The organism is Nocardioides sp. Z50_6, assembly GCF_058215755.1.
In genome coordinates, this window is sequence record NZ_JBZAJB010000004.1 from 101,537 (window position 1) to 114,796 (window position 13,260).

Consider the following 13,260-nt stretch of genomic DNA (forward strand, 5'->3'; position numbering starts at 1 on the left):
AATGCTCAAGAGTGGAGGTCGTGCCCGCGATGACCTCAACCTGGCGACCCGACACGTGGTGGCTCCCGACCGGTCTGTCCCTCGGGTTCGTCCTTGGCGCCCTGTATCCGATCGTCGGGCTGGTTCCCCTGCTGGTGGTGGACCCACAGCGTGCCTCCACCCTCGCCGGGATGGTGGTCTTCGGAGTTGTCGGCGGGCTCATCGGGGCCGTGCTGGGCCTGGTCCTCGGTGTGCCTCTCACCCTCCTGGTGCCCGGGGGTCTCTCCGCGAGGGCGGCCCGGCCGGCGGCCGCCGTCGTGGTGCTGGTGACGGGGCTGCTCCTCCTGTGGGGCGCGGCTAGCGCCGACTACCTGGAGTCGCTGGGCTTCGGGGAGTTCGGCTTCGGGGACTTGCTCCCCTTCTGGTCGGGCCCGGGCCTGGTGGCCGTCGCCGCGGCTGCGTGGGCCGCCGGTCGCCGCAGTCGCGACGCCTGAGCCCACCGCGCTCTGCGGCATCGGGACGTGCCCGGCGCCATGCTGTCGCCGGCGTCCGCGCGTGATGCATATATGATCTATTCACCTGCGGCGCCGATCCCTCGGGCTGCTCGAGGTGAGGAGCTCGTGATGACCGTCGCTGAAGCCCAGGGCGCCGTGCTGCGTACCCCCGAGACCAAGGGGACCCGGTTCGCGCTGGTCCTGCCCTCGACCAACACCTCGGTGGAGCGCGAGCTCCACCACCTGCGCCCGCAGGACTGCTCCTGGCACACCGGCCGGATCATGATCAAGGCGCCGGCGCTCGACTCCGCCGACGCGTTCGGCGCCTTCCGCGAGTGCCTCAACGAGGCGCTGCCCGACGCGCTGTCGGTGGTGATGACCTGCAAGCCCGACTACGTGGTGATGGGGATGTCGGCGGAGACCTTCTGGGGCGGGGTGGCCGGCAACGCGGCGTTCGAGCAGGGCGTCCGGGAGATGACCGGGCTCGAGGTGACGACGGGCGCCACCGCCGCCGGCGAGGCGCTCAAGGCGTTCGGCGCGCGGCGCATCGGGGTGGTGACGCCCTACCAGCCGGTGGGGGACGAGCAGGTCGTCGCCTACTTCACCGAGCTCGGCTACGAGGTCGCCGCGATCACCGGTCTCTGCTCGGAGTCGGCCACCTCGATCGCCGACGAGACCCCGGAGACCCTGCGCGAGGCCTTCCTCTCCGTGGACGGCCCGGACGTCGACGCGCTGATCCAGTGCGGCACCAACCTGGAGTGCGTCGCGGTGGCCGCCGAGCTCGAGCGCGAGCTGGGCAAGCCGGTGATCGCGATCAACGTGGCCACCGCCTGGCACGCGTTCCGGGTCAACAAGATCACCGACAAGATCCACGGCCACGGCTCGCTGCTCGAGCTGCACTGACCCGCTCCACCCACAGAAGAGGACGCGCCATGTTCAACCACGTAGGTCACCTGACCCTCGCCGCCGACGTCACCGACGCCCAGGTCGACGGGGTGGTCGCCGGGCTGCTCGCCCTGCCCGGCCGGATCCCGGGACTGGTGGGCGCCGAGGTCGTCCGCGACGCCGGGCTCATCGAGGGCAACGCCCACCTGCGGTTCCACATGCGGTTCGACAGCCGCTCCGACTGGGAGGGCTACCGGACCCATCCCGAGCACGTCGCGGTGGTCAGGGAGCACATCGCCCCCGTGCTGGCCGCCAAGGCCTTCGTGCAGTACGACGACTCCGCGGTGCGGACGACCTCGGTGGGCTAGGCCCTGGCGCCGGAAGCAGAACAATATATGATCTATGAATGGCCTTCTCAACGATCACCGACCTTGACGTGGCATCCGCCCAGGAGCGCAGTCGCGCCCTGATCGACCGCCTGCTCACCACCGACTCCCAGACCTACGTGACGGGGCCGCGCGGCTCCGGGACGGGGCAGCGGGTCCTCGTCCTCGGCGGCACCGGCTACATCGGCCGCGCGCTGCTGCCGGAGCTCGCTCGCCGGGGCTACGCGCCGGCCGTGCTGGCCCGCTCCGCCGCGGTGAAGGACGAGCCCGAGTTCGCCGGCGTCGAGGTCGTGGTGGGCGACCCCACCCGCGCGCAGGACGTGCTGGACGCGGTGGCCTCCGCCCCGACGTCGGTGGTCATCTCGCTGCTCAGCGGCCGTCGCCCCAACGACGCCGAGGAGTGCCGCCTGGTCGACCACGAGGCCGTGGTCAACGGGATCAAGGCCGCGGTCGAGCACCGGGTCGAGCAGTTCATCCACATCAGCGACTTCGGCGCCTACCGGCCCGAGCTCATCCCGCAGGTCTACAAGCTGCAGGTCGAGGGCGAGCTGATCGGCCAGCACCACGGCCCGCTGCCCTGGACGATCATCCGGCCGACCGCCTACTACCCGTACCTCTCGATGACGTTCGGCGACGTCAAGAACGGCGAGAAGTACCGGATCTTCGACCACGGCGAGTACAACGTGGTCAACCCGATCGCCCGCGAGGACCTGGCCGAGTTCATCGTCAACCAGGTCCTGGACCCCGACGCGCTCGGCCGGGTGCTGCCCGTCGGCGGCCCCTGGGACCCGGACAACGTGGTCACCCTCAAGGCCGCCGGCCAGATGATGTTCGACGTGACCGGCCGCGAGCCCGACTGGGACGTCGTCCCGATGGCCACCTGGGACAAGAAGATCGCCCGGCTCACCCGGATGGGCAAGGTGGTCAAGAAGCTGGAGCCGGTGGCCTACTACCTCGAGGCGGCCAAGTACTGGTCGGTGGTCGACCACGTCGCCCCGGCGTACGGCGAGCGGACGCTGCGCGGGTTCATGGAGAAGCTCAAGGACCGGGAGTTCCCCACCGGCAGCTTCCGCGAGCGGATGAAGAGCGGCACCAACCTGATGCCCACCGACGTCTGAGGGGTCGCGAGGCGCCCCGGACGCCGTTGAGCGCACCGCCTGCCAGCAGGCGGTGCGCTCAACGGACGCCGTCTCAGAAGGCGGTGGAGCCCGGCTTGATCACGCCGAGCACCGCCGCCAGCACCACCATGGCCCAGATGCCGTAGACCCAGGGCTCGCTGCGGCGGATGGAGCCGACGATGCCCTGCTCGACCTCGGGAGTCGAGCCGGTCGTCATCAGCGCCCCGAACGCGGGCCCGAACGGGCGGAGCGCCCGGCGGATCATCACCCCGCACAGGATGCACAGGCCGTAGGCCAGCACCTTGGCGGCCAGCCACTTCGGGTTGGTGTCGACCCCGAACGGCTCCGCCACGACCATGGCGTAGCCGCCCGCCGCGACGAGGGCGAAGGAGAGCGCCCAGCGCACGTAGAGGTCCGCCTGGTGGTAGACGTGCCCGCGCCGGCTGTTGCCGCCGCGGGCCTCGAGCAGCGAGACGGTCAGCCAGGTGAGCGTGCCGACCCATGCCAGCGCGAGCATCCAGCCGGTCAGGAAGAACTCGTCGCCGAGCGGCCCGTAGTACATCAGGGTCAGGCCGCTGGCGCCGAACAGGATCAGTGACACGCGGGGCGCCATGTCACATCCGACCATGATCTTCGCGGCGATGGCCCGGGTCTCCGGCTGCAGCTCCGGCTTGATGATGAACCGGCTCGAGTAGTAGACCCCGAGGTCGCCCCCGAGCCAGTACACGAAGAGCAGGATGTGCAGCAGGATCGCCAGGGTGTGTCCGTTGAGGCCGTGGGCTACCTCCACCTCACATCCCGTCGCCGTCCCAGCGCCCGCGGGAGCGGCTGCGCACCGGGAGGCTGGAGATGATCGGGGCGGGGATCGGGTCGCCCTTCTTCCACGGCCGGCCCTGGCCCCAGTTGTGGGCGCCGGAGTCGGTGCGCTCGTCGGCGTGCTCGGTCTCCCGGCCGCTCCAGCCCCAGTCGAGGTCGATCACCTCGCGCGCCTCCGGCTCGTGGGTGTGCCCCTCGTCCGCGTGGTCGTGCGAGTGGTCGTGGTCGTGCGAGTGGTCGTGGTCGTGGTCGTGCGAGTGACCCTCGTGCCCGCCGTGCCCGCCCTGGAGGTTGAAGGCGTCGAGCGCCTTGGCGATCGCGATCGCGGAGCGGTCGGCGCCGGAGCCGTGGTGCCGGACGGGAGTGTCGTAGCGGCCCTGGTCCTTCTGGAACTGCCACGAGGCGGTCAGCTGGCGCATGTCCTCGTCGGTGCGCCACGGCTCCGCCAGGTCGTGGGTGGAGCTCGACCACCGCAGGGCGGGGTGCGGGCTGTCGTCGAGGCCCTCGGGCCCGTAGTTGACGCCCTCGCCGCCCCAGCGCACCCACTCGTTCTGGGTGTACCAGTTGGCCAGCTCGCCGTCCGAGCGCAGCAACCAGGTGGCGCCGCCCTCCATGGTGGTGAAGTGGCCGTGCTTGACCCGCGCGGGGCGGAAGAAGTAGGTGCCGAGGTCCAGGGTGCCGAAGTTGTACTCCATGTGGCCCTGGGTCGTGTAGGCCTCCTCGTAGCAGGGGTGGTGGGCCAGGCGGTGGTCGGCCCAGCCCTCCTGCGCGTGCACCAGCCGGGTGTAGAACCCGGTGGTCGGGTCGACGTGGAGGTACTTGATGAAGAGCCCGGGCATCGGGCCGGGGTTGGGCACGGCGTCCCACGTCATCGCCTCGGAGTCGATGACGATGACCTCCTCGCGTGCGTCCGCCCACGCGGTGGCGCCGGCCAGCGAGTCGACCGGGTCGAAGCCGGCGTCGCCGTACTCGCGGTAGTGCAGGATCTTGGTGCCCTCGGCGATGCGCAGGTAGTCGTTGGGCACGCCCTTCGGCGCGTAGACGTAGCCGCCCTTGCCGATCTTGCGGCCGCCGTAGTCGATCTCGCCCTCGAGCACGTAGTACTCGGTGTTGGCGTGGTGGATGCCCGGGCCGCGGCCCCAGTCGGTGTGGAAGTCGACGCGCAGCGAGGAGGAACCGTCCTCCTCGTCGACGGAGAGGCGGCGCTCGCTGGCGCGCCCCTCACCACCGGGCAGCTCGGCGGCATGCCAGACGTAGTCGTCTTCCTGGATCAGTTCCACATGGGGTCGCACGTACGCCTCCGTCGCTCGAAAGTGGGAATATATGATATCTAACCATGCGGCCCGAGCCGCGGGAACGGCCCGGCCCGATCAGGTGAGGACAGGTGCCGTGAGCTCCCGCTTGAGCACCTTGCCGCCCGCGTTGCGCGGCAGCACGGCGATCGGGTACCAGCGCCGCGGGATCTTGTAGCCGGCGAGCTGGTCGCGGCAGTGCTGCTCGAGGGCCGCGGCGTCCAGCGCCGCACCCGGCCGCAGCACGACGTGGGCGACCACCGTCTCGCCCCACCGCTCGTCGGGCTCCCCGACGACCGCGCTCTCCAGCACGCTGGGGTGCGAGGCGAGCACCTCCTCGATCTCGCGCGGGTAGACGTTGGTGCCGCCGGAGATGATCAGGTCCTTCTTCCGGTCGACGATCGAGATGAAGCCGTCCTCGTCGCGCACCGCGATGTCGCCGCAGGTCACGAAGCCGTCGTCGGTGGTGCAGGCAGCCGTGGCCGCCTCGTCGCCGAGGTAGCCGTTCATCAGGAACGGCGAGCGGCTGAACAGCTCGCCCGGCTCGCCGGGACCGACCTCCTGCCCGGCGTCGTCGACGATCCGGACCTGTGTCAGGTACCACGGGTGGCCGACCGAGCCGGGGCGCTCGCGCATGTGCACCGGACGCAGGTTGGTGATGATCCCCGACTCGGTCGAGCCGTAGAGCTCGTGCACCCCGCACGCGGGGAAGCGCTCCATCACCCACTGCTTGAGCTCCCACGGGAGTGCTGCCGCGTTGAAGTAGAGCGTGTCCAGGCTGGAGAGGTCCCGGCCGGCGAACGCCTCCTCGCCCAGCGCGCGCAGACCCTGCGCGTGGGTCGGGATGAGGAAGGCCGACTGCACGCGGTCGCGCTCGACGAGGTCGAGGAAGGCCTCCGGGTCCCAGCGGCTCAGCATGCTCACCGTGCCGCCGGTGTGGACCGGGGCGTAGCCGAACGCGAAGCCGGCGCCGTGGTACATCGGGGCGACCGCCGCCGAGACGCGGCCGTTGGCCAACCCCCACTCCAGCGCGCTCATCATGAAGGTCAGGGCCCGGCTGCGGTGGGAGATCAGCACGCCCTTGGGGCGCCCCGTGGTGCCTGAGGTGTAGGTGATGCAGAACGGGTCGCTCTCCGCGACCTCGACGGCGGGGTCGCTCGGCGAGGCGGCCGCCAGGGCGGACTCGTAGGGGCTGCCGCCCACGTCCTCGCCCGGAGCGGCCAGGGTCAGGAGGGTGAGCCCGTGCTCCCCGGCGTGCTGGGCGACGATCGGGCCGAGGGCGGCGTCGAGCACCACCGTCCGGCCGCCGCTGTGCTCGAGGATGTAGCTCGCCTCGGCCGGGGTGAGCCGGGGGTTGAGGGGCACGGCCACCAGCCCGGCCTTGGCGATCCCCGCCGCGACCTCGGGGTACTCCAGCCGGTTGCCGAGCAGGACCGCCACCCGGTCGCCGGTGGCCAGGCCCAGGGAGAGCAGGTGCTGCGCCAGCCGGCTGGAGCGGTCGTGGACCTCGGCGTAGGTCAGCCGCCGGTCGCCGTCGATCACGGCGGTGGCGCCCGGGGTGGCCGCGGCGTACTCGCGCAGGCCGCTGACGATCGACAACGGGGATCCGCCTGACTTGATGACCATCTGCAGCTCCTGGGGGTTCGGGGGGATCAGGCGGAGGGGAACCAGCCGGCGCGGCCGAGCATCGCCGGCGCCTGGGGGAGGCCGAGCTCCTCGGCGATCCAGGTGCCGGTCGCGGCGACCTGCGCCGGGTCGGGGCCACCGGCCAGCTCGGAGCGGACGCCGATGCCGCTGCGGGCCAGCAGGTAGAGCAGGTCCTCGGTGGCGATGTTGCCGGTGGCTCCCGGGGCGAAGGGGCAGCCGCCGATGCCTCCCGCCGAGGCGTCGAGCACCGTGACGCCGGCGGCGACCGCGGCGACGGCGTTGGCGTAGCCGGTGTTGCGGGTGTTGTGGAAGTGGGCACGCAGGGGCACGTCGGCGTCCAGCGCGCGCAACCCGGTGACGATCTCGCTCACCTGCGCCGGGACCCCGACGCCGATGGTGTCGGCGATTGCGAGCTCGTCGGGACCGGCGTCCAGGCAGCCCCGGGCGACCTCCAGGACGCGCTCGGTGGCGACCTCACCGTCGAAGGGGCAGCCGAACGCGGCCGCGATGATGACGCTGGTGCGCAGGCCGGCCGACCGGGCGTCGGCCGCGATCGTGCGCCAGGACTCCAGCTGGGCGGCGGTGTCGGCGCCCTGGTTGCGCATCGCGAGCCCGTCCGAGGCGACCACCACGGCGGTGATCTCGTCGCAGCCCGCGGTGATCGCCCGGTCCAGGCCCCGTCGGTTCAGCACCAGGCCGATCCGGCTGAGCCCGGGCTCGTCGCGCAGCTCGGCCAGCAGCGCCTCGGCGTCGGCCATCTGGGGGACCCGGTCGGGCCGGGCGAACGCGGTGACCTCGATCCGCCGCAGGCCCGCGGCGATGCTGCGCCGGACCAGCTCGGCCTTCGTGCCGGTCGGGAGCACCCGACGCTCGTTCTGCAGACCGTCGCGCGGGGACACCTCGACGATCTCCACCACAGCTGCGCGGTTCTGCTCTTGCGGCACGTTTGCCCACTCCTCGAAGAGACTGCTGCTGCCGACTACAAGATATCGGATATATGATCCACCCATGGAGAGTGCGGTGCAAGCAACGGGGTCCCTGTCCGGCGTCCGAGTGATCGAGGCGGGTCAGCTCTTGGCGGGGCCGTTCGCCGCCACGCTGATGGGCGACCAGGGCGCAGACGTGATCAAGGTGGAGTCGCCCGGCACGGGCGACCCGATGCGCAAGTGGGGCCGGGAGAGCGTGGACGGCGCCTACCTCTGGTGGCCGGTGGTCGGGCGCAACAAGCGCTCGGTCACCCTCAACCTGCGCGAGGAGGAGGGGCAGGAGCTCTTCCTGCGACTGGTCGCGACGGCCGACATCGTGGTGGAGAACTTCCGCGCGGGCACGCTGGAGAAGTGGAACCTGGACTACGAGCGGCTGCGTGAGGTCAACCCGCGGATCATCCTGGTCCGCGTCTCGGGCTACGGGCAGACCGGTCCCTACTCGCGACGGGCCGGCTACGGCTCGATCGGCGAGGCCATGGGCGGTCTGCGCTACATCACCGGCGAGCCCGACCGGCAGCCCTCCCGCACCGGCATCTCGATCGGCGACTCGCTCGCGGCGATGCACGCCTGCATCGGGGCGCTGGCGGCACTGCGGCACCGCGACGTCACCGGCGAGGGTCAGGTGGTCGACAGTGCCATCTACGAGGCGGTGCTGGCGATGATGGAGTCGACGGTCACCGAGTGGGACGTGCAGAAGTACCAGCGTGAGCGCACCGGCGCGATCCTGCCCAACGTCGCGCCGTCCAACGTCTACCCGACCTCCGACGGCCAGCTGATCCTGATCGCGGCCAACCAGGACTCGGTCTTCAGCCGGCTCGCGGCGCTCATGGGCGAGCCCGAGCTCTCGGCCCCCGGCAGCGTCTACGCCGACCACGTCGGGCGGGGGGACCGCCAGCAGGAGCTGGACGACCACATCTCGCAGTGGACCGGACGGTACGACGCCGACACGCTGCTCAAGCTGCTGCACGAGGGCGGGGTGCCGGCCGGGCGCATCTACAAGGCCGAGGACATGATCAGCGACCCGCACTTCCAGGCGCGCGAGGCCATCGTCCAGGTCCCCGACGAGACCTTCGGCCAGCTGCGGATGCAGAACGTCGTGCCCAAGATGTCGGCGACCCCGGGCTCGATCCGGTGGACCGGACCGGCGCTCGGGGCGCACAACGACGAGGTCTACGGCGACCTGCTCGGTCTCAGCGTCGAGCAGCGCGCCGGTCTCGCCGAGCGCGGAGTGATCTGACTCCGATGACGCCCACGGGTGCAGGCGCAGGCGCAGGTGACAGGCGCACCGAGGACTACGCCTCGGTCGGCTTCGCGAGCAGGATCGGGCCCGGCCGGGTCCCGGCGGTGGTGGTCGTCGACGTCTGCCGCGCCTACCTGGCCGGCGGGCCGTTCAGCGACGGCGAGGGCCGCTTCGAGGCGGCCCGGGCCAGCGCGGCCCGGGTCGTCGCGGCGGCCCGCTCCGCCGGGCGTCCGGTCGTGTTCACCCGGGTGGTGCTGGCACCCGGCGGGCGGGACGCCGGCTGGTTCGCGGTCAAGGTCCCCGGCCTGGCGGCCTTCGAGGAGGGCTCGGAGTGGATCGAACCTCCGCCCGACCCGGCCCCGCTGCCCGGGGAGACGATGGTGACCAAGCAGTACGCCTCCGCGTTCTTCGGCACCAGCCTGGCCAGCACCCTGCGGGCCTCGGGCGTGGACACCGCGATCGTGGTGGGCTTCTCCACCAGCGGCTGCGTGCGGGCCACCGCCCTGGACGCGCTGCAGCACGGGTTCCGCCCGCTGGTGGTCCGTGAGGCCTGCGGTGACCGGGACGCCGCCGCGCACGACCAGAACCTCTTCGACCTCGACGCGAAGTACGCCGACGTCGTCTCCGAGTCCGACGTCCTCGACTATCTCACCACCCTCTAGGAGCCCGCATGAGCCAGCCCGTCACCGTCGTCGACCTCGACTCCGCGGAGCTGGTGCGCGGTCAGCACGCCATCGCGGGCGCCGCCCAGCCGGCCGGCATCGTGATGCTGGGCGCCGACGCCGCGGCCGGGACCCGCACCGTGCTGGTGGAGTTCCCCGACGGGTGGAGCCGCGAGGCCACCGGGCACCAGCCCGCCGGCGAGGAGATGGTGGTGCTCTCCGGCGCGCTGAGGATCAGCGGGCTGACGTGCGGCGTCGGTCAGGCACTCGTGGTCCAGCCGCACGCCACCCGGTCGGCCACCTCCACCGCCGACGGCACGCGCGCGGTGGTGTGGTTCTCCGGCGCGGGTGGCGGCTGGGCCGACGGTGAGGCCGAGCAGCCGGGCACCGCCGAGGTGCTCGCGGCGGACGAGACCCTGGACCGCGGGCCGCGCGACGGCCTGGTCGGCACCCTGCGCGGGCTGGCCTCGGCGGCCGGCCTGGTCTTCGACACCGACGTGGACGTGCTGTGGCCGCAGGCCCGGCGCTGGGCCGACGTCCCGGCCGGCACCCCGGTGCCCGACGTCGCCGGGCCGGCGGTCGTGCACACCCGCTGACCGCCCGCGCGCGGCGCGGCAGGGCTCACCCGGTGAACGACCCCGAGGCCCGCGCCGCGTCGGCGTCGTAGGAGCCGCGCACCAGCCACAGGAAGATCACGGAGAGGAAGAGCGGCGGGATCAGGAAGAGCATCCCGTAGCCGATCCAGCCGGTCACGTCCGACATCGCGCCGACCAGCAGCGGGCCGAAGGCGCCGCCCAGGGTCGTCAGGAACTGGAGCAGGGCGAAGCCCATGCCGCGGCTGGCGGCCGGGACCACGTTGGCGGCGGCCGCGGTGAGGTTGGGCATGGCCCCGGCGAAGCCGGCGCAGGCCAGCGCCACCATCGCCATCCGGAGCCCGACCCCGGGGAGCAGCACCGCCAGGCTCAGGCCGATCGCGCCCACCAGCAGGCAGACGGTGGAGAGCTTGATGCGCCACCCCTCCGACTCGTGCCGGTCGCCGAGCCGGGAGCCGATGATGATGCCGATCACGATGCCGGTGCCGCCCACCCCGCCCGCCAGGCCGGACGCGGTGTCGGTGTCGAGGTCCTCGAGCCGCTCGAGGAAGGTCGGCAGCCAGTAGAAGAGCCCGGCCACCCCGAGGGCGAGCATCGCCTGGGCCAGGATCACGCCGCGCAGGGTGCGGATCCGGAGCAGCTCCTTGGCGTCCGCGAAGAGGCTGGCGCTGGAGGCCGAGAGGTCCACGTGGGCCTCGGACTCGGGCGGGGCGACGCCGACGCGCTGGGCGCGCAGCCGGTCGATGGTGTCGCCGAGCCCGCGGACCGGCTCCTTCACCGTCAGCATCAGGGCGGCGATGAACAGGCCGGGCACGGCCGCGATGAAGAAGACCGCCCGCCAGTCCAGGGCCTCCGCGACGGCGCCGCCGATGATCACCCCGGCGGGGAGCCCCATGTAGTAGCCGGCCCGCTCGAAGCCGTACGCCTTCCCGCGACTGCGGTTGGGGTAGTAGTCGGCCAGCAGGCTGGAGGCCGGCGGGTTGTAGAGCTGGCCGGCGGCGCCGATGGCGATGCGGACCATGAAGAACATCAGGAACGTGGTGGCCAGGCCGCTGAGCACCGAGCAGAGCGACCAGATCAGCACGACGATGACGATCGTCCCCACCCGGGGGGCCCGGTCGGCGAGGCGGCCGGCGGGGAGCAGCAGCACCGCCGCGGCGATGCTGGCCGCGGTCGGGATCAGGCCGCCCACCGTGTCGCTGAACCCGAAGTGGTCCTGGATCACGGGCAGGGCGCCGGCGATCAGGTTGATCTCGACGCGGTCGATGAAGGCGACCAGGGCGATGGCGATCGCGGGCCACCAGCCGAACGGCGCGTCGCGGTCGAGGTCGACCTCCTGCACGTCGCCACGGGCGTGCACCCGCAGCCGCGCCGTGCCCCCCTGGTGGAGCAGGGGCTCGTCTGGCTGGATGTCCGTCACGACGATCTCCTCTGCTCAGCGCCGGGGGCCGGCGTTAGGATGGGAGAATCGTACAAGATATATGGATTGGGGTGCCGAGGATGGTGCGTGTGGCCGCCGTGCAGTACGCCGTGGGCGAGGACGCGGGGGTCAACCTCGAGACCGCGCTACGGATGATCGACAGCGCCGTCGCGCAGGGCGCCGAGGTGGTGGTGCTGCCGGAGTTCGGCAACCACGTCTCCTGGTACGCCGACCGCGAGCACGCCCGCCGGCACGCCGAGAGCCTCGACGGCGAGTTCGTCGCCGCCCTCGCCGAACGGGCCCGCAAGCACGCGATCCACCTGATGGCCAACGTGACGCTGGCCCGCGAGGACGGGCGCGTGGCGGGCAGCAACCTCCTCTTCGGGCCGGACGGTGCCGTCCTGGCGGTCAGCGACAAGCAGGTGCTGATGGGCTCCGAGCGCGACCACCTCGACGGAGCGGTCGACCGGGCCGGCGTCGTGGAGACCTCGATCGGCCGGGTCGGGCTCTACTCCTGCATGGACGGGGTGATCTTCGAGACGCCGCGCACGCTCGCCGTCGAGGGCGCCCAGCTGCTGCTCAACAGCCTCAACTCCTTCGCCCTCGACGAGGCGTCCCTGCACGTGCCGGTGCGGGCCGCGGAGAACAAGGTCTGGGTGGTCGCGGCCAACAAGGTCGGCCCGTTGGTCCCCGAGCACAGCATCGAGAAGGTGGCGGCCCAGGTCGGCGTCCCGGTCGACCGGCTGCACGGCGCGGGGGAGAGCCAGGTGGTGGCCCCCGACGGCACCGTGGTGGCGATCGGGCCGCGCACCGGCGAGGCCGTGGTCGTGGCGGACATCGACCTGTCCCTGGCCGACGACAAGGCTCGCCCGGACGGCACGGACGTGATGGCCGCGCGCCGCCCGGCGGCGTACGCGCCCCTGGCCGCGGAGCCGCACGGACGGCGCGCGCCGGCGGGGGCCGAGGAGATCCGGGCCTGCGCCCTCTCGCCGTCCCCGGACGACGACGTCGCGGCGCTGGTGGCCGCGGCGATCGCCGACGGTGCCGACCTGGTGGTGCTGCCCGAGCTCGCCGCGCACGCCGACGGCCTCGCCGGCGGCCACGTCGACCCCGCCCTGACGCCCGAGGCCCTGAGCCAGGCCCTGGCGGGCACGAGCACCCTGGTCGTCACCAGCGTGCTCGACGCCCGCGGCGCGCATGTGGGAGTGGTGGTCTCGGCAGCCGGCGTCGAGCTGGTGCAGCCGGCGCTGCACCGCAGCCGCCGCCACGGCGAGCTGCCGGAGCCGGCGCTTCCCGACCCGGCCATCGTGGTGCACCAGGCGCCCTGGGGCCGGCTCGCGGTGGTGGTCGGCGACGACGCGCTCTACCCCGAGACCTTCCGGCTCGCCGCGCTGGCCGACGCCGACGTGGTCGCCGTCCCGTTCACCGTGGCCGAGCCGCACGACCTGGACCTGCTGCTGCTGGAGCGGGCGGCGGAGAACCGGCTGAACCTCGCCGTCTCCGCCCGGGTCGGGCGCTTCGGCGGGGCCGCCCTGATCCCGCTCTCGGCCGACTTCACCCTGTGGGGTGCCTGGCGCAACCCGTTCGCCGGCGTGATCAGCCGTCCCGAGCCGATCGAGGCCCAGGGCTCGCTGGTCACCGGCGTCCTGCGACCCGCCTGTGCGACGAACCGGTTCGTCAGCAGGGGCACCGACGTGGTCGACGGTCGTCCCTGGCGCCTGCTCGACGCGCTGGTCCGGTAG

The 13,260-nt window shown here is 72.4% G+C and carries 13 protein-coding genes; 8 read left to right on the forward strand and 5 right to left on the reverse strand.

The genetic code is table 11. The features are described 5' to 3' along the window. Positions 1-20: 20 nt before the first annotated feature. From AC4BGE_RS11365 to AC4BGE_RS11380, 4 genes are all read left to right on the forward strand, one after another. A complete protein-coding gene (locus AC4BGE_RS11365; protein WP_490575338.1) occupies positions 21-473 on the forward strand; it encodes a hypothetical protein in 453 nt (150 codons plus the stop codon). Between the two features lie 129 nt (positions 474-602). Then, entirely contained in the window at positions 603-1,376 is a 774-nt protein-coding gene (locus tag AC4BGE_RS11370; protein WP_490570778.1) for a maleate cis-trans isomerase family protein, read from the forward strand. Positions 1,377-1,405: 29 nt separating this feature from the next. Further along, positions 1,406-1,726, forward strand: a complete 321-nt coding sequence (locus AC4BGE_RS11375) for a Dabb family protein (RefSeq protein ID WP_490575339.1) — start codon at positions 1,406-1,408, stop codon at positions 1,724-1,726. 38 nt (positions 1,727-1,764) lie between these two features. After that, positions 1,765-2,862 (forward strand): NAD(P)H-binding protein, encoded by a 1,098-nt coding sequence (locus AC4BGE_RS11380; protein WP_490570776.1) that lies wholly within the window; start codon positions 1,765-1,767, stop codon positions 2,860-2,862. A gap of 73 nt (positions 2,863-2,935) precedes the next feature. Here AC4BGE_RS11380 and AC4BGE_RS11385 read toward each other — a convergent pair whose 3' ends face one another. The 4 genes from AC4BGE_RS11385 to AC4BGE_RS11400 form a co-directional block, all read right to left on the reverse strand. Next, a complete protein-coding gene (locus AC4BGE_RS11385) occupies positions 2,936-3,652 on the reverse strand; it encodes a hypothetical protein (protein ID WP_490575340.1) in 717 nt (238 codons plus the stop codon). A gap of 1 nt (position 3,653) precedes the next feature. Beyond that, a complete protein-coding gene (locus AC4BGE_RS11390) occupies positions 3,654-4,970 on the reverse strand; it encodes a DUF4437 domain-containing protein (protein ID WP_490575341.1) in 1,317 nt (438 codons plus the stop codon). Positions 4,971-5,048: 78 nt separating this feature from the next. Further along, the gene (locus AC4BGE_RS11395) at positions 5,049-6,596 is read right to left on the reverse strand and encodes a class I adenylate-forming enzyme family protein (protein WP_490575342.1); all 1,548 of its coding nucleotides are present in this window, start codon (positions 6,594-6,596) and stop codon (positions 5,049-5,051) included. 26 nt (positions 6,597-6,622) lie between these two features. Then, on the reverse strand, positions 6,623-7,561 hold the full coding sequence (locus tag AC4BGE_RS11400; RefSeq protein WP_490575343.1) for a hydroxymethylglutaryl-CoA lyase: 939 nt from the start codon (positions 7,559-7,561) through the stop codon (positions 6,623-6,625). 64 nt (positions 7,562-7,625) lie between these two features. Here AC4BGE_RS11400 and AC4BGE_RS11405 point away from each other — a divergent pair, with 64 nt between their 5' ends. The 3 genes from AC4BGE_RS11405 to AC4BGE_RS11415 are packed head-to-tail and all read left to right on the forward strand — an operon-like array spanning position 7,626 to position 10,101. Then, positions 7,626-8,840: a CaiB/BaiF CoA transferase family protein gene (locus AC4BGE_RS11405; protein ID WP_490570771.1), complete on the forward strand. Its 1,215-nt coding sequence runs from the start codon at positions 7,626-7,628 to the stop codon at positions 8,838-8,840. 5 nt (positions 8,841-8,845) lie between these two features. Continuing rightward, positions 8,846-9,505 (forward strand): isochorismatase family protein, encoded by a 660-nt coding sequence (locus AC4BGE_RS11410; protein ID WP_490575344.1) that lies wholly within the window; start codon positions 8,846-8,848, stop codon positions 9,503-9,505. A gap of 8 nt (positions 9,506-9,513) precedes the next feature. After that, positions 9,514-10,101, forward strand: coding sequence for a hypothetical protein (locus AC4BGE_RS11415; RefSeq protein ID WP_490575345.1), 588 nt, complete (start codon positions 9,514-9,516; stop codon positions 10,099-10,101). A gap of 25 nt (positions 10,102-10,126) precedes the next feature. On the opposite strand, the gene AC4BGE_RS11420 is transcribed toward AC4BGE_RS11415, so the two are convergent. Continuing rightward, entirely contained in the window at positions 10,127-11,518 is a 1,392-nt protein-coding gene (locus AC4BGE_RS11420) for an MFS transporter (RefSeq protein WP_490570768.1), read from the reverse strand. Positions 11,519-11,607: 89 nt separating this feature from the next. Between AC4BGE_RS11420 and AC4BGE_RS11425 the strand changes: the two genes are divergently transcribed. Further along, positions 11,608-13,260, forward strand: a complete 1,653-nt coding sequence (locus AC4BGE_RS11425) for a carbon-nitrogen hydrolase family protein (protein ID WP_490575346.1) — start codon at positions 11,608-11,610, stop codon at positions 13,258-13,260.

What these genes read in the sequence shown, in the direction of transcription:
- AC4BGE_RS11370 (WP_490570778.1), top strand. Translation starts at nt 603, where the DNA reads ATGACCGTCGCTGAAGCCCAGGGCGCCGTGCTGCGTACCCCCGAGACC.
- AC4BGE_RS11375 (WP_490575339.1), top strand. Translation starts at nt 1,406, where the DNA reads ATGTTCAACCACGTAGGTCACCTGACCCTCGCCGCCGACGTCACCGAC.
- AC4BGE_RS11380 (WP_490570776.1), top strand. Translation starts at nt 1,765, where the DNA reads ATGGCCTTCTCAACGATCACCGACCTTGACGTGGCATCCGCCCAGGAG.
- AC4BGE_RS11395 (WP_490575342.1), bottom strand. Translation starts at nt 6,596, where the DNA reads ATGGTCATCAAGTCAGGCGGATCCCCGTTGTCGATCGTCAGCGGCCTG.
- AC4BGE_RS11405 (WP_490570771.1), top strand. Translation starts at nt 7,626, where the DNA reads ATGGAGAGTGCGGTGCAAGCAACGGGGTCCCTGTCCGGCGTCCGAGTG.
- AC4BGE_RS11410 (WP_490575344.1), top strand. Translation starts at nt 8,846, where the DNA reads ATGACGCCCACGGGTGCAGGCGCAGGCGCAGGTGACAGGCGCACCGAG.
- AC4BGE_RS11415 (WP_490575345.1), top strand. Translation starts at nt 9,514, where the DNA reads ATGAGCCAGCCCGTCACCGTCGTCGACCTCGACTCCGCGGAGCTGGTG.